Below are 19,928 nucleotides of genomic sequence, written 5' to 3' on the forward strand. Positions count from 1 at the left end.
ATGGAGCGAGTTATAGAAATACCGAAAGAGTTTCGGTGTGTACCATTTTTTAAAGAGAGTGCAAATTCGATTACGTATCACACAGACCAATCTTTTGAAGAAATAATACAAAATACTTACTTTATATTTGATATTGAAAGAAAATATGAGCCATGGAATGAAATTGAAACAAGTATTCCAGCGGTGTTAAATATATGGAAAAGCAAGCATGAAGAAATTGCTATACTATTTCGGAACAGAAAAAAACAAGAAGCTGAGGGTCCGATGATTCTTTTTGCAGCACACTTGCTATCGATTGTATATTGGCTAAATGAGAAGCCTGTTCATAGTTTGTATGAGATACAAGTAAATACGAATGAATTGGAAGCACAACCTGTTAATTTTATAGAACGATACTCATTTATTATAAAGAAACCGAGTAATTATCATTCGTATATTCAATTAGCACAGTTGTATATTGAAATAGAAAAGCTACATGTTAAGAAAATGATAACAAAAAAGAAGTCCTTTTCTCGTTAAGAGTAAGGACTTCTTTTTTGTTATTAAGACTCTGATGTAACAACATCTCCGTCTGCGTGAGGTGTATCTCCTCCGGTATTCTGTTGGTGCTGCTCTTCTTCAGCTTTTTTTCTAGCTTCTTCTTCAGCTTTTTTCTTAGCTTCCTCTTCAGCTTTCTTCTTAGCCTCTTCTTCAGCAGCTTTCTTTTGAGCTTCTTCTTGCTGTTTACGTTGTTGTTCTTGTTCTTGTTGCTGTTGTTGTTGTTGTTGTTGTTGTTGTTGTTGTTGTTGTTGTTGTTGTTGTTGTTGCTGTTGTTGCTGTTGTTGCTGTTGCTGTTGCTGCTGCTTACGCTGATCTTCTTCAGCTTTTTTTGTAGCTTCTTCTTGTTTTAGTTTATCTTCATTGGCCTTTTTCAGGGCCTCTTCGTCAGCCTTCTTCTTAGCCTCTTCGTCAGCTTTTTTCGCATCTGGAGTTCCGCCAGGGGCAGTGAAGGATGCACCAACTGCAGGGCTTGTTCCAGTACCCTTTTTCGCTACTACAGAGAAACTGTAAGTAACACCTGGTTTAATACCACCAAGAGTAGCTGTCGTACCGCTTACTGATAAGCTACCACTAGAACCGTCAGTAGCTTTATAGCTTGCTGCGTATGCATCAACATCTGATGATGGTCCAGACCAGTTCAGTGTCACTGTGCTAGCGCCATCGAAAGCGACATTAAGGCCACTAGGTGGATCTACTTTAATTTGTTTAACTGCATCTTTTTTCGCACCTTTTACGTACAATTCTCCGTTTATTTCTTGAACAGAAGAAGGACGTTCGAAACGAGATTTATCTGTAGCGAATTTGCTCATCATTACTTGGAACATTTGTTGTGCAATTTTAGTATAACGATCGCTAATGTAATTTTCTGGACCATTCTTTTCGTAACCAGTCCACACAGCCATCGTATATTGTGGTGTATATCCAGCGAACCAGCTATCTCTGTTCGCATCAGCTGGGATGCCATATTTTTTTATATCTTTTGCATCAAAGTTTTGTGTTCCTGTTTTACCAGCAACGTCGAATCCAGAAACATATGCTGTTGGCCCTGTACCGCCAGAACCAGGTTTTACTACGTCACGAAGAACATCAGTAACCATGTAAGCTGTATGGTCGTGCATTGCACGTTGTTCTTTCGGTTTAAAGCTTTTCTTTTTCCCGTCTGGGAAGATGACTTCTTTTACGAAGTGAGGTTTATTATAAACACCGTCATTTCCAAATGCTGCATAAGCTCCAGCGACATCTAACGGAGAGCCTTCATTACTACCGATTGCAGTAGATTCATATGCTTTCCCATCTTTAAACGTCATTCCTAAACCTTCAGCAAACTCTTGTGCCTTAGGAATACCGACTGCTTGAGCTGTTTTTAAAGCCGGGATGTTTAATGACTTCTTCAATGCTTCACGAAGTGAAACGTCACCTTTAAAATTACCTGTAGCATTTTTAATCTTTGTGCCATCAGAGTAAGTATATTCAGAGTCATTTAATTGATGATAAGTAGACCATTGAAGGTTTTCAATTGCAGGACCATAGTCGAAAATTGGTTTCATTGTTGAACCAACTTGGCGTTTTAAATCAACTGCCATATTATGACCTTTGAAAGTAGACTTACTTTCTTTACGACCAGCGCCGATTGCTCGAACTTCTCCAGACTGAGTATCCATAAATACGAATGATCCTTGGAATTGATCGTTTGGATACTTGATGAGATTCCCATCCATAATTTTTTCAGCGTAATCCTGAGCATCTTGATCAAGTGTTGTATGAATCGTTAAACCGTCTGAACCGATATTTATATCAGGGTATTCTTTTTCAACTTCCTTTACAACAGCATCTATAAATGCCTGATACTTCATTTCAGTCACTTCTGAAGATGGAAGAAGTCCTTGTGTTACAGGGATTTGCATTGCATCATTCATTTCTTGTTTCGTTATATACCCGTGTCGGTTCATTAATGTTAATACGATATTACGACGTTTCGTTGCTCTATCAACGTTATCTGGTTTTGTTGGATCATAAATGTTAGGACCTTGGGGTAAACCAGCGAGCATTGCAGCTTCGTGTAGTTGTATGTCTTTTAAATCTTTGCCGTAATATTTTTTTGCTGCTGTTGAAATACCGTAAGAGCGATTACCGAGGTTAATCTTATTTAAGTACATTTCTAAAATTTCATGTTTTGAGTACTGTTGCTCTAACTTATAAGATAAGTACCATTCCTGCACTTTTCTTTTTGCAGTTTTGTCCATCGTTAGAAAATAGTTTTTAACTACTTGCTGTGTAATCGTACTACCACCTTGTGATCCAAAACCACCAGTGACATTTTCCATGACTGCCATTCCAGTACGTCTAAAATCAATTCCATTATGATCGTAGAAACGAGCATCCTCAGTCGCAAGGAATGCACTTTCAATTACTTTTGGAATTTGATCGTATGTAACATGGGTTCGTTTTTCAGCACCGTATTCATAGAAGAAATTCCCGTTTTTATCAAGGAATTTTGTTGATAAAGGATTGACTAGCTTTGATTTGTCTAGTTTTGGAGCGTCCTTTACCATAACAAAGAAGGCCGAAACGCCAGCTACGAGACCGACGATACCAAGAAGTAGACAACCTATAAGAAATCTCTTGAAAAAGGAACCTTTTTTCTTTGGTTTTTCTTCTTTATTATTTGTTTCTTTCGTTTGATTTTTTACATGATTTCGTTCTGTACGAGAACGATAATTATCTGACATTATACTTTCTCCTACCTTTCATTCTCTCCCCCAAAAGTCGAAAAAAGAGCCTTAGTGATGACTCTATCACGAAAAATAAACCGTGTCTAGTACGCGGATATAATCAATTCGAGGGTGATAACCGCATGATAATAAAGACCCATGCTCTTCTATTTCTTGTTTTGTAATCGATTTACGTCCACCAGTGTTTTGACGATTCCAAAATGCAATAATATGTTTTGCATCTAATAAATAAAATTCATCAAAAAGTGTAAATTTAATAATAACAAATGCAATTCCATTATGAGCGACTACTTGCTTCATATGTTCAATTTGATGAAGGTGGAAGTTTTGAAGTGGAAAACTGGTTTTATTTTTAGTTTCTTTCGCTTCAAAATCGATGTATTTCCCTTTGTATACACCGTTGTAATCTGTTGTAGAAGGTTGTTTGAAATACGCTTCTTTTACCACTGCAGCACTTCGAGCGGGGTAATCTACTTTTACAATTTGAAGAGGTGTAGGTTTTTTATGTACGCATGCAATATTATGGGTTAAGTAATATTGATTGGTTTCATTCAATTCCTCTTCAAGGGACATACCTCTATTACTGTAAGTATGTTTTTTTATTGGTGTTTTATGAGGTTGTGAAGCTTGATCGTACCTTTTTCCATTTGGGTAACGAATGGTCATATTTTGTCCACTCCCAACTTGATAAGAATTACTTACAAAGGTGATTATATCAAAAAATGAAAAAAGATGTGACCTTTTTCAAGAAAGGTATGGTGACTTACTCATGTTTCGATGGAATGACTATGAAAAAATTAAACAGAACCGTAATGATATTTTTTGTACAGAAGAGGAAAAAGTTATAGTTCTTACTATTAAGGAGAGAACGGATGTAGCTAACGTAGATAATATTTCACGTACACAATCTTACCAAGAATATTATTTGAGAAATAGAGAAATTAGATGGTCTTTTTTAGCGAGTATGGTTTCAAGGAATGGGGGATGGAACATGACAGATTTAGAAGGAGAATATTATTCTAATCTTTTATCTCAAACAGTTAAGAGACGATTATTTCTTTTGTATGAGAAAGCCAATTGGCTCATTTTCTTAGATGCATTTCCTCAACTATTACTGTATGAGGAAAGTAAAAAGAGATGTGCGCCGCTCTTCCATTTGTTACAATTTTTCAACATATCAATTTTTATGGAAAAAGAATGGGTCGCGTTTTGGGAGAAAAAAGATATAAATAGGCTTATGACGGCACTTATTATTAATGAACAAAATAAAATTCAAAAACCAGTAATTGAGAATGCATACTTTCAAAAACACGTATTTGATACTGCACTGTTCAAATTTCAAGAAATATTTCATGTTAGTGCAGTTATTTTTCCAACGGTGGAAGGGGGAATGTATGGATTTTCAGTTTATCAATTTGAAACGTTGCAAAAACGTATAGAACTGGGGAAGCAATTAGCTTGGTTACTATTTCATTCAAAGTATAAGTCTTCTTTTTATAAATTTGCAGTGCAAACTAGGCATACAGGGTCAAGAATGGATTATGAATGTAATATAAGGGGAATTAGAAAATCATGTACGCCGGCTCTTCGGGAAGTGTATTCTATTGTCACTCATGAAAAATTAATTGAAAAAGATTGGTTTAGTGAAGGGTTGGAAATAGATTCATTATTTTTACTTGAAAAACCTAAGGGAGAAATTAATATAACAGAATGGTATAGAAAGAAGAGGGAGCAAATACATACTCTTTCTATATTAAGTAGTTTTGTTAAAAGAATAGATGAGTTCATGATATAATAAAGAAGTCCCGCCTTCTTAAATGAAGGCGGGACTTCTTTATTAAAAGTAATAAGCTCTACAACAAGTTACTTTCTAATCGGTTATTTGTCGGCAGTACGACTTTAACTTCAACATTTATCGAAAGCGAAGAGGTAAGATAGACTAGAAAATAGTTGTTTGTAAAAGCCACTTTGGTTAAAGTGTCATTTTATCCCGCTATTTGCGGACAGTAAAACTCCCACCTCAAAATTTGGCTGGAGCAAAGAAGGTAGGTGGAAGCCCTGCTGTCCGTAAACACCCGATTGGTGCGGGTTGATAATCAGTGGGGGATGAACAAAACCCCACTGATTAAAGTTTCACTTTATGTAGCGGGGAAATTTGGACCATCAAGCTTTGGATTACCAGTCTCAGGTTGGTTTTGTTGTTTGTTTTGCTTTTTCTTTTTTTCGTTTTTATTTTTTGCCATCGTAATACACCTCCTTTTTGTATTGTTACCATTTCTAATAATGGCATACTAAATGATTTCTTTGACGAATATCAACTAGTTTTGTCATGTGAGAAGGAGTAATTAATCAATCGGCGAAATTACATGACAAAGGAAAGGCAAAGAAGGGGGCGTTTTAAATATGGCGATGGTTCAGAAGGAAGATGTTATGAAAAAAATGGATCAAATGTTAAGTTCTCTCGATTTGCTGGAAATGAAGATTGGGATTAGAATGAATCATGCATTGAAGGATAAAGGTGAAAAAATATGCAATAAGATAGAAATAACAGAAATGCATATAGAACATATGGAAAATAAATTAGTGCATCACGAAGAAAAAGGGAGCTGGGTAAAGACATTTCAAAACGTCGTAGTGAGTGCATAATAAGGTGGGAACAAAATGGGACATGAAGCATTAATCCAGTCTTCGGAGAAGTTAATGCAGTATAATGATGAAGCGAATGTGAAAAAAAGAGAGATGGCTGAATATGATTTTTATAAGGATATGAAGCCATTTGTTGATATTGTAGATGCGGAGTTAGAGATGTGGAAAGAATTAGCTTATAGGTGGATAAAGGAAGAACGACCTAAGTATATACATGTACAACAAATTGATCAAGTGTATGATAATTTACAAACTAATGTGCTACAATGTTTTGTTAATAAGGGAAAAGGCAAACGTTTCTTTGAAACTCATCAAGCTATTTCGTATACTTTGCAAAATATCGTAGATCAATGTAAATAACAAGAGGGAAAACCCTCTTGTTTTTTTATGCCTCTGTCACTGTTGTAGGTTTTGTTGCACCGTTTATTTCTAACTCTCGTATTAATGTTCGGTAATCTGATATGCATACTTTTCCTTCAAGATAACAATGTCTTGCAAAGTCTAACAGTTCATTCGAATTTTCTGTGTAATACCCCTTTTTTTGAGAAAACGCTTGTTTTAAATCCCCTAATACCATGTTGATTCCTCCCCCATGAGAATCTTCTTCCTTATTATCATAGCATGGAAGGGTTTACTTTCTAATTTTTTTAAAAATTTAAACTTCCGACAAAAACAGACAGGTACTCCGTCACACATTTTATTTTATAGGTACATATTCTATATGTAGAAACTTATGCCAAGGAGGAGAGAATGCATGTTTCAACAACCTAATGTATATCAGCAAGCAAATCCATATGCACAGCAAAATATGTACCAATATAATGAGGATACATATTTGCGATATAATATGTATCCTTTCGAGCCTCATTATGGAAACCAAAATTATTATCAACCATTTGAAGTGTCTTTTGGGAATCAACCGCAGCAAGCGCATATGAATCAACCGCAACAAGCATATACGAATCAACCACAGCAAGCGTATATGAATCAACCGCAACAACCGCACATGAATCAGTCGCAACAAGCGTATATGAATCAACCGCAACAACCGCACATGGATCAGTCGCAACAACCGCATATGAATCAGCCGCAGCAAATGTATACGAATCAACCACAGCAAGCGTATATGAATTCACAAAACTACATGTCGCCAGCTCAATATGTAAATCAACAAGCTATGTTTTATCCACCAAAACAACCATATCCAACGATGAATAAACAAAAGCAACAGCAACAGCAACCAAGTCAGTTTTCTAGTTTTGTTTCACAATTTAAATCATCAGATGGTAACTACGATGTAAATAAAATGATGAACACGGCTGGACAAATGATGAACGCGATGAATCAAGTAACAGGGATTGTTAAGCAAGTCGGGGGCTTTTTTGGTAAATAATAGTAGGGGGTTGTCTATAATAGGTATTACGTATGAAATTGGATACTAGACAAATTTCCATGAAATAAATGGGTATATATAACAAGCGGCTTTAGCCCCTCGCTCATATTGTAAAGTGTAGTCAGATTTTTTTAATGAGAGAGGAGAGAAAAAACTATGCATCATTGTCATCCTTGCTTTGGAGGGCATAAGCCTGTAGGACCTATTTGTACGACAGCTCCTGTCATTCATCCAACGAAACAATGCGTAACACATTCTTTTTCAACAACGGTGGTGCCACACATTTTTCCAACCCATACAACGCATGTTCATCATCAACAAATTAAAAATCAAGGCTTCTTCCCACAAACAAACTCGAACGTAAACGTTGTAGATCCTGGTGATCCAGGATTTGGCGGTGGATGTGGACCATGCGGTCATGGCCATCATCACCATGGGCATCAAATATCACCATTTGGACCAGGACCGAATGTATCACCATATGGACCAGGACCGAACGTATCACCATATGGACCAGGACCGAACGTATCACCATTTGGACCAAATATCGGACCAAACGTTGGTGGAATGTTTAAAAAGTAAATGATATGTTAGAACTAGCGAAATGCTAGTTCTTTTTTTGTAATTGGAGTGTTGATATGAAGGTTGTTGCTGTAACAGGATATAAGCCGTTTGAACTTGGAATATTTAAAAATGATCATCCAGGAGTAGAGTGTATAAAAAAGGCGCTGCGTCGTAAATTAACTGTTTTTGTAGAAGAAGGTTTGGAGTGGGTTATTATAAGTGGTCAGTTAGGAGTAGAGCTATGGGCTGCTGAAGTTGTTTTTGAAATTCAAGTAGAATATCCAAATTTAAAATTAGCTGTATTTACTCCTTTTTTAGAACAAGAGGAAAATTGGAAGGAAGATAACCGTGAATATTACGAATTTATTCTTTCACAAGCAGATCATATTGATAGTATTACGAAACGGAAGTACGAAAGCCCAGAGCAATTTAAATTAAAGAATCAATTTTTTATTGAAAAAAGCGATGCACTTTTAGCTGTATATGATGAAGAAAAGTCTGGGAGCCCTAAATATATTGTAGAAGCAGCTAAGAAAAAAGGAGAAATAGAAAATTATCACAGTTATTTCATTCTTTTTTCTGATTTACAAGATATAATGGAAGAGGAACAGTGGAATAATGCAGAGTAATATGTAATATAGTACTCGTATATTTGATTGACAAAAGGCGTTGTTTCTGAAAAAATTTAGTTAATGAAAGCTTTGGCAAAAATTTGAGGTGAAGAAAATGATTTCGGATAAAATTAAATTAACAGCGAAAGATATTTTAGAAAAAGAATTTAAAACAGGTATGAGAGGTTATCAACAAGAAGAAGTAGATAAGTTTCTTGATATGATTATTAAAGATTATGAAGCTTTTCATAAGGAATTTGATCAATTAAAACAACAAAATGCTCGTTTGAAACGTGAATTAGAAGAACAAAAAGTAGCGGCAACACAAGTTCCGCAACAACCGGTACAAACACCAGTTGCACAACCAGTGTATAACAATACGAATACGGATATTTTAAAACGTCTATCTAATTTAGAAAAAGCTGTATTTGGAAGTAAGTTATACGAATAAATTAAGGTAACAAAAAGGTTAAAGCATTTTACATAGAAAAAAACATTGCAAAATCTTTTTGTTTCCACTATACTAATGTTTGTCATAACGTTTGGGTAATCGCTGCAACGCCAACGTTGTAGAGGAAAGTCCATGCTCGCACGGCCTGAGATGGCTGTAGTGTTCGTGCCTAGCCAAGTCATAAGCTAGGGTATTCTGGCTGCAAGGCTGGTTTAACGGCAGGGAAAAAACCTAAGTCCTTTCGGATATGGTTTGACTACCTTTAAAGTGCCACAGTGACGAAGTCCTTGAAGAAATGATAGGAGTGGAACGAGGTAAACCCCACGAGCGAGAAACCCAAATAATGGTAGGGGAATCTTTTCCAAGGAAATGAACGACGGAAAAGGACAGGTTTTCGTAACCTGTAGATAGATGATTACCACCGGAGTACGAGGCGTGGGCCGTTTGCAGTACAAAGGAACAGAACATGGCTTACAGAACGTTATGAACCAACTATGAAATAACTCAGCTCTCCTTTGTTAGAGGAGGGCTTTTTATTTGTATGAAGTTATAAGTTGTGAGTTAAAATGGTAAGTGAGAATATTCTTCGTAATATGTGATAATTAATAGGACAACATGTTATTAATTATTGTTTGATTATACATAAGAGGTGAATGCAAATGGGAAAAGTTACTTTAATTGCAACAGCGGCAATGGGTATTGAAGCGTTAGTTGCCCGAGAAGTTCGCGATCTTGGTTATGAATGTGAAGTGGAAAACGGAAAGGTAACGTTTGAAGCGGATGAAAAAGCGATTTGTCGTACGAATTTATGGTTACGTACTGCAGACCGTGTGAAAATTAAAGTCGGCGAATTTAAAGCAACAACATTCGATGAGTTATTTGAAAAAACAAAAGCGTTAAACTGGGGAGATTATATTCCAGAGAACGGAGAATTTCCTGTTATTGGGAAATCTTTGAAATCAACATTATTTAGCGTTTCAGACTGCCAACGTATCGTTAAAAAGGCTGTTGTTGAGAAATTAAAAACAACGTATAGACGCACAACTTGGTTTGAAGAAGATGGACCGTTATTCCGTATTGAAATTGCAATGCTCAAGGATATTGCGACGTTAACAATCGATGCGAGTGGTGTAGGTCTTCATAAGCGTGGATACCGTCTTGAGCAAGGTGAAGCGCCTTTAAAAGAAACATTAGCTGCGTCTTTAATTAAGTTAACAAACTGGAAGGCGGATCGTCCTTTCGTTGATCCTTTCTGTGGATCTGGTACAATTCCAATTGAAGCTGCATTAATTGGACAAAATATCGCACCAGGATTTAACCGAGGCTTTGCATCGGATGAATGGGGCTGGGTTGGTAAACAAAATTGGCGCGAAGCTCGTCAAGAAGCTGAAGATTTAGCTAATTATAACCAACCATTGCAAATCATTGGATCAGATATCGATCACCGTATGATAAGAGTTGCCCAAGATAACGCAGAAGAAGTTGGATTAGGGGATCTTATATCATTTAAACAAATGCAAGTAAAAGATTTCACGACAAAAGAGGAATATGGCTATGTTGTAACGAATCCTCCATACGGAGAACGTTTAAGTGAAAGAGCGCTTGTTGAAAAATTATATAAAGAAATGGGAGAGGTATTCCGCCCATTAGATACGTGGTCAATGTATTTATTAACAAGTTATGAAGCATTTGAGAAATGTTATGGGAAAGATGCATCGAAAAAGCGTAAACTGTTTAACGGATTTATCCGTACAGATTACTATCAATACTTCGGAAAGCGTCCACCGCGTAATTCATAGTATAAAACTCCTCCAGCACGCATATACTGGCTATTATGTAATGCGTAAAGGAGGAAGTGATATGGATAGTTTCCAATTATCGATGATTCAAAAAGCTATTCACCGTACGTATGATGAGCTCGGAAAAGAAGTGGATAGTCAAGGTGCAATTGTAGATGGAATACAAAAAGCGCAGGAAGAATATTTGTCAGCTCTTTCACATGAAACAGCGATTGATAAACGTTATTTAAGGTCATTAATATAGAAAAAAATTTTCCTTTTTCGAAAGGAAAATTTTTTTTCGTGTATTTCTATGTATTGTAACAGGGGAAAGTGGCTGCACACATGTGAGTAGCAGTTGCTATATCTTTTTATAGAAAAACTGTTTGGTTGGAGGCTAAGGATGTTTACTGAGAATAGGTTACCATTTGAAGTAGGAAAACAAGATAATTTTTATGATAAGTTGAATGAGTGGATTGGAGATGTGTTTTACGACATTCTTCCGGAAAAAGGCTTTGAAGAGCGTGATGAACAGATTTTTATGGCGTTTCAGTTAGAGCGCGCTTTCCAAGAGAAGAAAGTTATGTTTGCAGAAGCAGGTGTAGGAACAGGGAAAACAATTGTATATCTTTTATATGCAATTTGTTATGCACGTTATACAGGGAAGCCGGCTATTATCGCTTGTGCAGATGAAACGTTAATTGAGCAGCTTGTGAAAGAAGAAGGAGACATTGCTAAGTTATCTGAAGCATTAGGGCTATCTGTTGATGTTAGACTTGCGAAGTCAATGGATAATTATTTATGTTTACGTAAACTTGAAGATGTTATGAGTGGACGAGCTCCAGAAGTAATTGAAGATGTATATTACGAATTACCTCAGTTTGTATTTGATCATGGTACGATGCAGAACTTTACTCACTATGGTGATCGAAAAGAATTTCCACTGTTAAATGACGAGGAATGGTCAAAGGTAAACTGGGATTACTTCCAAGATTGCTTCACTTGTGATTCTCGTCATCGTTGTGGTCAAACTCTTTCGCGCGAGCATTATCGTAAAGCGGCAGATTTAATCATTTGTTCTCAAGATTTCTATATGGATCATATTTGGACGTACGAAGCTCGCAAACGTGAAGGGCAAATTCCGTTATTACCAGAAAGTAGTTGCGTTGTATTCGATGAAGGGCATCTTGTAGAATATGCAGCTCAAAAAGCTTTAACGTACCGTTTAAAACAAACGATGATGGAGCAACTTTTAACGAGATTATTACAAAATGATATTCGTGAAGAGTTCGCACATTTAGTAGAAGAAACAATTTGGCAAACTGAACAATTCTTTGGGGTACTACAAGAGAATAAAAAGGAAATTGAAGGTTCTGATCGTTTAGAAATTACTGTGACAGAAAAGGTAACTGCAGAAGCGAAAAGACTTTATGCGAAAATCGGTGAAGTCGGTGATGCATTAGTATTTGAAAGTGAAATGCATACAGTAAACACATACGATTTAAATATTGTTGATGAGCATTTAGATGTGTTAGAGCATTCACTTCGTCTTTTCATGCACGAGAAAAATGTAATTACGTGGGGTGAAGAAGGCGATGGTGCTTTCACGTTAGTTATTATGCCGCGTGCAGTTGAAGAAGTGTTACAAGAAAAAGTATTCTCGAAGAAGATTCCATATATTTTCTCTTCTGCGACATTATCTGACAATGATTCGTTCGCATTTACTGCAAATAGTCTAGGGGTAAAAGATTACTTATCATTCTCAGTTGCTTCGCCGTTTGATTATGAAGAGCAAATGACAGTAAACTTACTTCCGTATACGAAAGAAAATGAATGGGAAAGAAAGTGTCAATATACACTTGAAAATATACAAAAAACCAATGGACGTACACTCGTATTATTCCGTACAACGCAAGAACTTGCAGCGTTTAAAGAATATGTAAGTAAAGAGCAAATGTCAGTTCCGTTCCTATATGAAGGAGATCAAGAAATTAGTCAGCTCGTTTCTCGTTTCCAAAATGAAGAAGAGACTGTACTTTGTGCCGTTCATTTATGGGAAGGTTTAGACATTCCAGGTTCATCATTATCACATGTTATTATTTGGTCATTACCATTCCCTCCAAACGATCCTGTGTTTGAGGCGAAGCGTAAACATGTGAATGATCCATTCTGGGACGTAGATGTGCCTTATATGATTTTACGTCTTCGTCAAGGAATTGGACGTTTAATTCGTACAAGTGAAGATAAAGGTGCTATATCATTATTCTTATCAGATAATGAAGATGAAAAAGTGATAGAAGCAGTGAAGAAAGTACTTCCGGTAGAAGGAAAAGTACTTTAAGCGAAAAAATGTTGTAGGGAAAAGTTTGGCATTTGCCAAGCTTTTTTTCTATTAGAAAAGGAATTTATGTTTCAGTGTCGAAATAAGTTTGAGGTAGAAAAAGGAGGTTTTTTATACTATGACAGTTGCTACATATGAAGTGGAAAAACAATTTTTAACATATGTGAAGAAGATAGAGAATTACGGAGAGGCATTAAGCTTAATGTTTTGGGATTTAAGAACAGGTGCACCAAAGCAAGGAGTAGACCAGCGTTCAGAAGTAATTGGAATGCTTTCATCCGAAGTGTTTGCGATGTCGACTTCAGATGAGATGGGGAACTATTTAACTGAACTAGAATCTTTAATTGTTGAAAATAAACTTTCTGAAACGACAAAGAAAATGGTTGAAGAGTGTCGTAAAGAATATGATAGAAATAAGAAAATTCCACAAGCGGAATATGAAGCGTATGTGAAATTAGAAGCGAAAGCGGAAAGTGTATGGGAAGAAGCTCGCGAAAAATCTGACTTCGAAATGTTCCGTCCGTATTTAGAAAAAATTGTTGAATTCAAAAAGAAGTTTATTACATATTGGGGTTACGAAACGTACAAATATAACACGCTATTAGACATGTATGAGCCGGGAATCACAGTAGAAGTGTTAGATCATGTATTTGGTCAACTACGTGAACGTATCGTTCCGCTTGTGAAAGAAATTTCTGAGTCTAAAAAAGAATTAAAAACAAATGCTTTAGCTGAACATTTTTCAAAAGAAAAACAAAAGAATTTTACTTTAGAGTTATTAAAACAATTGAACTATAACTTTGAAGCGGGTCGTCTTGATGAAACGGTACATCCTTTTGAAATTACATTAAATAGAGGGGATGTTCGTATTACGACTCGTTACGATGAGAAAGACTTCCGTATGGCTGTTTTCGGCACGATTCATGAATGTGGTCATGCTGTATATGAACAAAATATTGCGGAGGAATTTGAAGGTACACCGCTATGTAGTGGAACTTCTATGGGTATTCATGAGTCACAATCATTATTCTTTGAGAACTTTATCGGTCGTAATAAATCATTCTGGAAGAAAAATTATGATTTATTAAAAGAGTATAGCGATGGTCAATTCAATGATATATCAGTAGATGAGTTTTATGATGCGATTAACGAATCGAAGCCATCGTTTATTCGTATAGAAGCAGATGAGCTTACATATCCGCTTCACGTCATGGTTCGTTATGAACTTGAGAAAGAATTATTTGATGGTACATTACAAGTGAAGGATTTGCCAGCGGCTTGGAATGATAAGATGGAAGCATATTTAGGAATTCGTCCGGAAAACGATGCACAAGGTGTATTGCAAGATGTTCACTGGGCTGGTGGTTCATTTGGATACTTCCCATCTTATGCGCTTGGTTATATGTATGCAGCGCAATTTAAACATAGGATGCTAAAGGATATTCCAAACTTTGATGCATTATTAGAAGAAGGAAACGTGACACCAATTCGTGAATGGTTAACAGAGAATATTCACCAATATGGCAAAACGAAAAAACCACTTGAAATTTTAAAAGATGTGACAGGTGAAGGTTTAAATGCAAACTACTTAGCTGATTATTTAGAAGCTAAATATAAAGAGATTTATGAGTTATAAAACAGGAGCTGCTTAATTGCAGCTTTTTTTTATGAGGGAGTGAGAGAAATGGGCTATATGTTTACAGTAATGTCGCGAGCGGAAGCAGAAGAAATTGCATATAACTGGCATTATGAAGGGGAGTATTCCTTTTATGATATAGAGGCAGATGAAGAAGATTTAGCTGAGTTTTTAGAGGATGAGAGTAGAGGGAATCATACATTTTCTGTGAAGGAAAATGGTACTCTCATTGGTTTCTTTAGTTTTAGTAACATAAATAATCAAACGGTTGATATAGGTCTTGGAATGAGACCTGATATAACTGGGAATGGATTTGGTCTACAGTTCGTAAAAGCTGGACTAGCTTTTAGTAAAGAAAAATACGGATGCAATTATATAACACTATCAGTAGCGGCATTTAATGAAAGAGCGATTAAAGTGTATAAAAGAGCAGGATTCGAAGCTGTTGGAACATTTATACAGAAAACAAATGGTAGTTGTTTTGAGTTTTTGAAAATGAATTATATATGTAAAAATGATTAAAAAACAGAGGAGAGCTTCTGTTTTTTTATTTTGATGTAGAAATAAATGATGTTTTTTTTGTACTTGTTGTAATTAGAAGTTTTGAAATTTTGGAAGAGGATGTGTATGATTGAAGTTTAGTAGCAAATAGCAAGTTTAGTAAGGAGAGGTAGTATGATTACAATTAAAACGAAAAATGAAATAGATTTGATGCATGAATCTGGGAAGTTACTAGCTTCTTGTCATAGAGAAATTGCAAAAATGATGAAACCAGGAATAACGACACAAGAAATTGATACGTTTGTTGAAGCGTATTTAGAAGAGCATGGTGCCAGATCCGAACAGAAAGGGTATAACGATTATCCATACGCAATATGTGCATCTGTGAACAATGAAATGTGTCATGGGTTTCCAACAGATGTTCCTTTAAGTGAAGGCGATATTGTGACAATTGACATGGTAGTAAACTTAAATGGTGCGCTTTCGGATTCTGCATGGACGTATATAGTTGGAGATATTTCTGATGAAGCAAAAAGGTTATTGTTAGTAGCAGAGAGTGCTTTATATAAAGGGATTGAGCAAGCAATAAGTGGTAACCATGTTGGAGATATTGGATACGCAATTGAAAGTTATGTAGCCTCTGAAGGGTTTTCTGTTGCAAGAGACTTTACGGGACACGGAATTGGTAAAGAAATTCATGAGGAACCAGCAATTTTTCATTTTGGTAAGCCAAGGCAAGGACAAGAATTACAAGAAGGAATGGTAATTACAATTGAACCTATTGTAAATGCCGGTATGCGATATTCTAAAGTAGATTTAAACGGATGGACTGCACGGACGATGGATGGGAAATTATCTGCACAGTATGAGCATACAATTGCGATTACGAAGGATGGTCCTATCATATTAACGACGTTGTAATATGAAATGTGAAAGTTTGAAAAACTCGAACGAAAATGGTATTTTCATAAAATTCGTACGTGTTTTTTTCGATAAATGCTTTTCAAAGTGAAAAAAGTGCGTTATAATCCTTCTATAAAATAAATAGTTAGCTACACTCATATAATCGCGGGGATATGGCCTGCAAGTTTCTACCGAAGTACCGTAAATACTTTGACTATGAGTGAGGACGAATATATTTGCTTGTTTAGCATTCTTTTTTGCGAAACTCCAAAAGCGCGTCTCTCACTTGTAACGAGTGGTGGCGGCTTTTGGAGTTTTTTATTGCATAAGAGGGGGAACAAACATGAAAGTATTACAAGAAAAGATTTTGAACGAAGGAAAGGTTTTATCTGGTGACGTATTAAAGGTAGATGCATTTTTAAATCATCAAATTGACCCAGTACTTATGCAAGAGATCGGAAAAGAATTTGCTAAACGTTTTAAAGAAGAGAACATTACAAAAATCGTGACGATTGAATCTTCAGGCATTGCACCAGCAGTTATGGCTGCATTAGAGCTTGGTGTAAAAGTAATCTTTGCAAGAAAACGTAAATCGTTAACGTTACAAGATAATATGTACGTTGCAAACGTATACTCATTTACGAAACAAGAAACGAATGAAATTTCATTATCTCGAAATCATATCGATGAAAATGATCGCGTTTTAATTATCGATGACTTTTTAGCAAACGGTCAGGCTGCTTTAGGTTTAATGAGTTTAGTAGAGCAAGCCGGGGCAAGTATTGCGGGAATTGGCATTGTTATTGAAAAAGCATTTCAAGATGGAGGAAAGAAGCTGCGTGAACAGGGTGTTCGTGTTGAATCACTAGCAGAAATTGCATCACTTGATAACGGCACAGTTACATTTGTACAGCAAGAAACTGCGGAGGTGAACTAACGATGAAGCAGCACCCATTTAAAATCGCATCGCTTGGTATTCAGCACATGCTTGCCATGTACGCTGGCGCAATTATTGTTCCTCTTATTGTCGGCGGGGGACTTGGTTTAAATCAACAAGAATTAACGTATTTAGTATCGATTGACTTATTAATGTGCGGCGTAGCAACGATTTTACAAGCATTATCAAATCGCTTTTTCGGTATTGGGCTTCCGGTTGTACTTGGTTGTACATTTACAGCGGTTGGACCGATGATTGCAATTGGTAAACAATACGGCGTGTCCTCTATATATGGAGCAATTATTGCAGCGGGATTATTTGTTGTTATTTTCGCGAAATTATTTGGGAAGCTTGTAAAACTGTTTCCTCCTGTTGTAACAGGATCTGTCGTTACAGTTATTGGGGTTACACTTGTTCCAGCAGCTATTAATGATATGGCTGGAGGAGTTGGAAGTAAAGATTTCGGAAGTCTAGAAAATTTAGCGTTAGCATTTGGTGTTTTATTATTTATCATTATTATGTATCGTTTCTTTGATGGATTTATCCGTTCAATCTCTATATTACTTGGTCTTTTGTTCGGTACAATCGTCGCAGCGTTTATGGGGAAAGTAAGTTTGCAAGCGGTTGGAGAGGCAGATTGGTTCCACGGTATTCAGCCGTTTTACTTCGGTACACCAACATTTGAATTAACGCCAATTATTACGATGATTCTCGTTGCTTGCGTAGGAATTGTGGAAGCAACAGGGGTATATTTTGCATTATCTGATATTTGTAATAAAAAGATCGGTGAAAAAGAATTAACAAAAGGTTATCGCGCAGAAGGATTAGCAATGGTTCTAGGTGGTATTTTTAACGCATTTCCATACACAACATATTCTCAAAACGTAGGACTTGTTCAACTAACTGGAGTAAGAAATCGCGTCATTATCTATACTTGTGGTGGTATGTTAATTGCTCTTGGGTTTATTCCTAAAATCGCAGCCATTACAACAATTATTCCGAAATCAGTACTTGGCGGTGCAATGCTAGCAATGTTCGGCATGGTTATGGCATATGGTATTAAAATGTTAAGCAGTGTTGATTTTGGAAAACAAGAAAATTTATTAATTGTTGCATGTTCTGTCGGAATCGGACTTGGAGTTACAGTCGTTCCAACGTTATTCTCACAGCTTCCGGAAAACATTCGTATTTTGACAGATAACGGAATTGTACTTGGAAGTGCGTCAGCAGTACTTTTAAATATCGTATTTAATATGGTGCCACAGCGTAAAGTAAAAGAAGAGCCAGTGTCTATGCAAAGTGCAGTAAGAGAAGCGTAAAAAAGAAAGGTCTCATTATGAGACCTTTCTTTTCTTTTTAAGTGGCATCATTTTCCCGTACGTACCAAGACGCCAAATGTACTCAAGTGGCCCATATTGATAACGTGACAGCCACCAGTGGCTAATAAAGATTTGTAACGTATAAAAGCCGATGCAAAATAGTGGTCCTACCCATAATGGAGCGGGATAATAATTTTTGAAAAATAGGCCGAATACAAGTAACGTAATAATCGTATGCGTGATGTAATTTGTTAACGCCATTCGTCCGACATATTGGAACGGACGTAATAATGTTTGCCATCTTTCTTTTTGTAATAAACGCATGAGCGTGAAAATGTAGAATATGAATAATGTTTTTCCACTAAACATTGTAAAGGCCTGCATATAAAATGGTTCATAAGATGGTTTTGATAAGAAGTAACGGACCATGAAGAACCACATTGGTAATGTCAAAATGAACATAATGATTTGCCATTTTTTAAGCTTTGGATCTAACTCTTTCGTGCGGCGGAAAATATCTTTTTTGCCGGCGTATAAACCAAGTAAAAATAGTCCAACTGTTTCTGGGAGCATGAATACATTTAGTCCAATTCCTTCAGAATAAAATGCATGGAAACGATTTTGTATTTGTGACACCCAGTCTTCAAGTGGCATGATCGGTAAGGAAAACCCTAACTCTGCCTTTGGTACTAAGGCAACCACTATACTAGTGATTAGCATGAAAAATTGAAAAATACTTAGTAAAACTAATGCCCATATTAAAATAGTACGAGGCTCTCTCTTATAAAATAACAATAAGAAAAATCCAGCGATGGCATAACTATGTAAGATGTCTCCGTCCCATAAAAGAACGTAATGCAAGAACCCAAATAATAATAAAATAAGCAAGCGGCGAACAAATAAAGTTTTCGGACGATCTGTTTTCGCCTCAGCACGATTCATAAAGATATAAAAACCTAATCCGAATAAAAATGAAAAAATAGTATAAAACTTCGTTTGAATAAACATGTCATAAAATAAGCGAATATAGCTGTCTAATCCATCATAAACGCCGGAAATATCTCGAGAATCAACACCAGCGATAACTGGCCAGTTAACAAGAAAAATACCTAGTACAGCTATTCCTCTAATAATATCGATGGAATGTATCCTCTCGCCTTGTGAAATATTTTGTGTCATTATTTTCCTCCTTGTTAAGTAATTCCCTTTTATCCCGCATTAACAAGCAGTAAGACTCCCACTTCAAAATTCAGTGAATACGAGGAAGTTAGGTGGGAGATCAACTGCTTGTAAAAGCCCGATTGGTTCAACTAATAATTAGTGGAGATGGGAAATATCCCCACTAATTACAGTTTCACTTTATTATACAAAATGTAAAGGGGAGGGTATATAGGTTATTTCCAATTTTTAAAACTGCTAAGATGTGTATTATGAGATATAATAAGAATGCACAGCAAGTTTTAAACTTCTTTAAAACAGGCAGTAAAGCTCCTTTTCCCGAAGGAGCTTTCTTTTTTTAGAAATTTGTTGATAATGATTCTCTTTAATGATAAAATGTATTCAAAAGTGATAATCA

Annotated in this window: 21 protein-coding genes, 1 other RNA gene and 1 riboswitch; of the genes, 17 read left to right on the forward strand and 5 right to left on the reverse strand. The window is 36.1% G+C overall.

From position 1 onward, the window contains the following. A complete protein-coding gene (locus MHH59_RS07795; RefSeq protein ID WP_033730526.1) occupies positions 1 to 519 on the forward strand; it encodes a YpoC family protein in 519 nt (172 codons plus the stop codon). 23 nt (positions 520 to 542) lie between these two features. Here the strand turns inward: MHH59_RS07795 and MHH59_RS07800 are convergent, their stop codons facing one another. Both MHH59_RS07800 and recU read right to left on the reverse strand, forming a co-directional pair. After that, on the reverse strand, positions 543 to 3,269 hold the full coding sequence (locus tag MHH59_RS07800) for a PBP1A family penicillin-binding protein (protein WP_256508179.1): 2,727 nt from the start codon (positions 3,267 to 3,269) through the stop codon (positions 543 to 545). Positions 3,270 to 3,335: 66 nt separating this feature from the next. Continuing rightward, complete coding sequence (gene recU, locus MHH59_RS07805) at positions 3,336 to 3,938, reverse strand: Holliday junction resolvase RecU (protein ID WP_000155584.1); 603 nt, start codon at positions 3,936 to 3,938, stop codon at positions 3,336 to 3,338. A 103-nt stretch (positions 3,939 to 4,041) separates the two neighbouring features. On the opposite strand from recU, the gene MHH59_RS07810 reads away from it, so the two are divergent. Further along, positions 4,042 to 5,067, forward strand: coding sequence for a DUF2515 domain-containing protein (locus tag MHH59_RS07810; protein ID WP_002126479.1), 1,026 nt, complete (start codon positions 4,042 to 4,044; stop codon positions 5,065 to 5,067). A gap of 343 nt (positions 5,068 to 5,410) precedes the next feature. Here MHH59_RS07810 and MHH59_RS07815 read toward each other — a convergent pair whose 3' ends face one another. Next, the gene (locus MHH59_RS07815; protein ID WP_307838604.1) at positions 5,411 to 5,557 is read right to left on the reverse strand and encodes a phage portal protein; all 147 of its coding nucleotides are present in this window, start codon (positions 5,555 to 5,557) and stop codon (positions 5,411 to 5,413) included. 118 nt (positions 5,558 to 5,675) lie between these two features. Here MHH59_RS07815 and MHH59_RS07820 point away from each other — a divergent pair, with 118 nt between their 5' ends. Beyond that, entirely contained in the window at positions 5,676 to 5,918 is a 243-nt protein-coding gene (locus MHH59_RS07820; RefSeq protein ID WP_002011865.1) for a hypothetical protein, read from the forward strand. A 15-nt stretch (positions 5,919 to 5,933) separates the two neighbouring features. Further along, the gene (locus MHH59_RS07825) at positions 5,934 to 6,278 is read left to right on the forward strand and encodes a YppE family protein (RefSeq protein WP_002011864.1); all 345 of its coding nucleotides are present in this window, start codon (positions 5,934 to 5,936) and stop codon (positions 6,276 to 6,278) included. 25 nt (positions 6,279 to 6,303) lie between these two features. Here the strand turns inward: MHH59_RS07825 and MHH59_RS07830 are convergent, their stop codons facing one another. Beyond that, positions 6,304 to 6,495 (reverse strand): YppF family protein, encoded by a 192-nt coding sequence (locus MHH59_RS07830; protein WP_002030817.1) that lies wholly within the window; start codon positions 6,493 to 6,495, stop codon positions 6,304 to 6,306. 177 nt (positions 6,496 to 6,672) lie between these two features. Here MHH59_RS07830 and MHH59_RS07835 point away from each other — a divergent pair, with 177 nt between their 5' ends. From MHH59_RS07835 to pbuX, 13 genes are all read left to right on the forward strand, one after another. Next, on the forward strand, positions 6,673 to 7,311 hold the full coding sequence (locus MHH59_RS07835) for a YppG family protein (protein WP_078177995.1): 639 nt from the start codon (positions 6,673 to 6,675) through the stop codon (positions 7,309 to 7,311). A 156-nt stretch (positions 7,312 to 7,467) separates the two neighbouring features. Continuing rightward, complete coding sequence (locus MHH59_RS07840; protein WP_078177996.1) at positions 7,468 to 7,893, forward strand: CotD family spore coat protein; 426 nt, start codon at positions 7,468 to 7,470, stop codon at positions 7,891 to 7,893. Between the two features lie 56 nt (positions 7,894 to 7,949). Beyond that, entirely contained in the window at positions 7,950 to 8,504 is a 555-nt protein-coding gene (locus MHH59_RS07845; protein WP_002030808.1) for a DUF1273 domain-containing protein, read from the forward strand. Between the two features lie 97 nt (positions 8,505 to 8,601). After that, entirely contained in the window at positions 8,602 to 8,937 is a 336-nt protein-coding gene (gpsB, locus tag MHH59_RS07850) for a cell division regulator GpsB (RefSeq protein ID WP_000622426.1), read from the forward strand. Between the two features lie 87 nt (positions 8,938 to 9,024). Beyond that, an RNA gene (gene rnpB / locus MHH59_RS07855) (RNase P RNA component class B) lies at positions 9,025 to 9,416 on the forward strand. Positions 9,417 to 9,596: 180 nt separating this feature from the next. After that, on the forward strand, positions 9,597 to 10,736 hold the full coding sequence (locus MHH59_RS07860) for a THUMP domain-containing class I SAM-dependent RNA methyltransferase (RefSeq protein ID WP_002011868.1): 1,140 nt from the start codon (positions 9,597 to 9,599) through the stop codon (positions 10,734 to 10,736). A gap of 61 nt (positions 10,737 to 10,797) precedes the next feature. Then, positions 10,798 to 10,980, forward strand: coding sequence for a DUF3921 domain-containing protein (locus tag MHH59_RS07865; protein ID WP_002126488.1), 183 nt, complete (start codon positions 10,798 to 10,800; stop codon positions 10,978 to 10,980). 138 nt (positions 10,981 to 11,118) lie between these two features. Continuing rightward, a complete protein-coding gene (locus MHH59_RS07870) occupies positions 11,119 to 13,056 on the forward strand; it encodes an ATP-dependent DNA helicase (RefSeq protein ID WP_002011942.1) in 1,938 nt (645 codons plus the stop codon). A gap of 118 nt (positions 13,057 to 13,174) precedes the next feature. Next, the gene (gene ypwA / locus MHH59_RS07875; RefSeq protein WP_002030824.1) at positions 13,175 to 14,692 is read left to right on the forward strand and encodes a carboxypeptidase; all 1,518 of its coding nucleotides are present in this window, start codon (positions 13,175 to 13,177) and stop codon (positions 14,690 to 14,692) included. A gap of 48 nt (positions 14,693 to 14,740) precedes the next feature. Beyond that, on the forward strand, positions 14,741 to 15,214 hold the full coding sequence (locus MHH59_RS07880) for a GNAT family N-acetyltransferase (protein WP_002126492.1): 474 nt from the start codon (positions 14,741 to 14,743) through the stop codon (positions 15,212 to 15,214). Positions 15,215 to 15,367: 153 nt separating this feature from the next. Continuing rightward, complete coding sequence (locus tag MHH59_RS07885) at positions 15,368 to 16,114, forward strand: type I methionyl aminopeptidase (protein WP_002168775.1); 747 nt, start codon at positions 15,368 to 15,370, stop codon at positions 16,112 to 16,114. A 117-nt stretch (positions 16,115 to 16,231) separates the two neighbouring features. Then, positions 16,232 to 16,333, forward strand: a riboswitch (purine riboswitch). Between the two features lie 106 nt (positions 16,334 to 16,439). After that, positions 16,440 to 17,033: a xanthine phosphoribosyltransferase gene (locus MHH59_RS07890; RefSeq protein WP_078177997.1), complete on the forward strand. Its 594-nt coding sequence runs from the start codon at positions 16,440 to 16,442 to the stop codon at positions 17,031 to 17,033. Between the two features lie 2 nt (positions 17,034 to 17,035). Next, on the forward strand, positions 17,036 to 18,352 hold the full coding sequence (gene pbuX / locus MHH59_RS07895; protein WP_002168774.1) for a xanthine permease PbuX: 1,317 nt from the start codon (positions 17,036 to 17,038) through the stop codon (positions 18,350 to 18,352). Positions 18,353 to 18,367: 15 nt separating this feature from the next. Here the strand turns inward: pbuX and MHH59_RS07900 are convergent, their stop codons facing one another. Next, a complete protein-coding gene (locus MHH59_RS07900) occupies positions 18,368 to 19,531 on the reverse strand; it encodes a DUF418 domain-containing protein (protein WP_078177998.1) in 1,164 nt (387 codons plus the stop codon). Positions 19,532 to 19,928: the final 397 nt, after the last annotated feature.

Source organism: Bacillus sp. FSL E2-0195 (assembly GCF_038003645.1).
In the GTDB taxonomy this organism is placed as follows: domain Bacteria; phylum Bacillota; class Bacilli; order Bacillales; family Bacillaceae_G; genus Bacillus_A; species Bacillus_A mycoides.

Excerpts from the sequence above, each read along its gene's own strand:
- MHH59_RS07890 (WP_078177997.1), top strand. The coding sequence starts at position 16,440 with ATGAAAGTATTACAAGAAAAGATTTTGAACGAAGGAAAGGTTTTATCT.
- MHH59_RS07830 (WP_002030817.1), bottom strand. The coding sequence starts at position 6,495 with ATGGTATTAGGGGATTTAAAACAAGCGTTTTCTCAAAAAAAGGGGTAT.
- MHH59_RS07880 (WP_002126492.1), top strand. The coding sequence starts at position 14,741 with ATGGGCTATATGTTTACAGTAATGTCGCGAGCGGAAGCAGAAGAAATT.
- MHH59_RS07845 (WP_002030808.1), top strand. The coding sequence starts at position 7,950 with ATGAAGGTTGTTGCTGTAACAGGATATAAGCCGTTTGAACTTGGAATA.
- MHH59_RS07795 (WP_033730526.1), top strand. The coding sequence starts at position 1 with ATGGAGCGAGTTATAGAAATACCGAAAGAGTTTCGGTGTGTACCATTT.
- MHH59_RS07900 (WP_078177998.1), bottom strand. The coding sequence starts at position 19,531 with ATGACACAAAATATTTCACAAGGCGAGAGGATACATTCCATCGATATT.
- MHH59_RS07840 (WP_078177996.1), top strand. The coding sequence starts at position 7,468 with ATGCATCATTGTCATCCTTGCTTTGGAGGGCATAAGCCTGTAGGACCT.
- ypwA (WP_002030824.1), top strand. The coding sequence starts at position 13,175 with ATGACAGTTGCTACATATGAAGTGGAAAAACAATTTTTAACATATGTG.
- MHH59_RS07865 (WP_002126488.1), top strand. The coding sequence starts at position 10,798 with ATGGATAGTTTCCAATTATCGATGATTCAAAAAGCTATTCACCGTACG.
- recU (WP_000155584.1), bottom strand. The coding sequence starts at position 3,938 with ATGACCATTCGTTACCCAAATGGAAAAAGGTACGATCAAGCTTCACAA.
- pbuX (WP_002168774.1), top strand. The coding sequence starts at position 17,036 with ATGAAGCAGCACCCATTTAAAATCGCATCGCTTGGTATTCAGCACATG.
- MHH59_RS07800 (WP_256508179.1), bottom strand. The coding sequence starts at position 3,269 with ATGTCAGATAATTATCGTTCTCGTACAGAACGAAATCATGTAAAAAAT.
- gpsB (WP_000622426.1), top strand. The coding sequence starts at position 8,602 with ATGATTTCGGATAAAATTAAATTAACAGCGAAAGATATTTTAGAAAAA.
- MHH59_RS07820 (WP_002011865.1), top strand. The coding sequence starts at position 5,676 with ATGGCGATGGTTCAGAAGGAAGATGTTATGAAAAAAATGGATCAAATG.
- MHH59_RS07810 (WP_002126479.1), top strand. The coding sequence starts at position 4,042 with ATGTTTCGATGGAATGACTATGAAAAAATTAAACAGAACCGTAATGAT.
- MHH59_RS07885 (WP_002168775.1), top strand. The coding sequence starts at position 15,368 with ATGATTACAATTAAAACGAAAAATGAAATAGATTTGATGCATGAATCT.
- MHH59_RS07870 (WP_002011942.1), top strand. The coding sequence starts at position 11,119 with ATGTTTACTGAGAATAGGTTACCATTTGAAGTAGGAAAACAAGATAAT.
- MHH59_RS07835 (WP_078177995.1), top strand. The coding sequence starts at position 6,673 with ATGTTTCAACAACCTAATGTATATCAGCAAGCAAATCCATATGCACAG.
- MHH59_RS07860 (WP_002011868.1), top strand. The coding sequence starts at position 9,597 with ATGGGAAAAGTTACTTTAATTGCAACAGCGGCAATGGGTATTGAAGCG.
- MHH59_RS07825 (WP_002011864.1), top strand. The coding sequence starts at position 5,934 with ATGGGACATGAAGCATTAATCCAGTCTTCGGAGAAGTTAATGCAGTAT.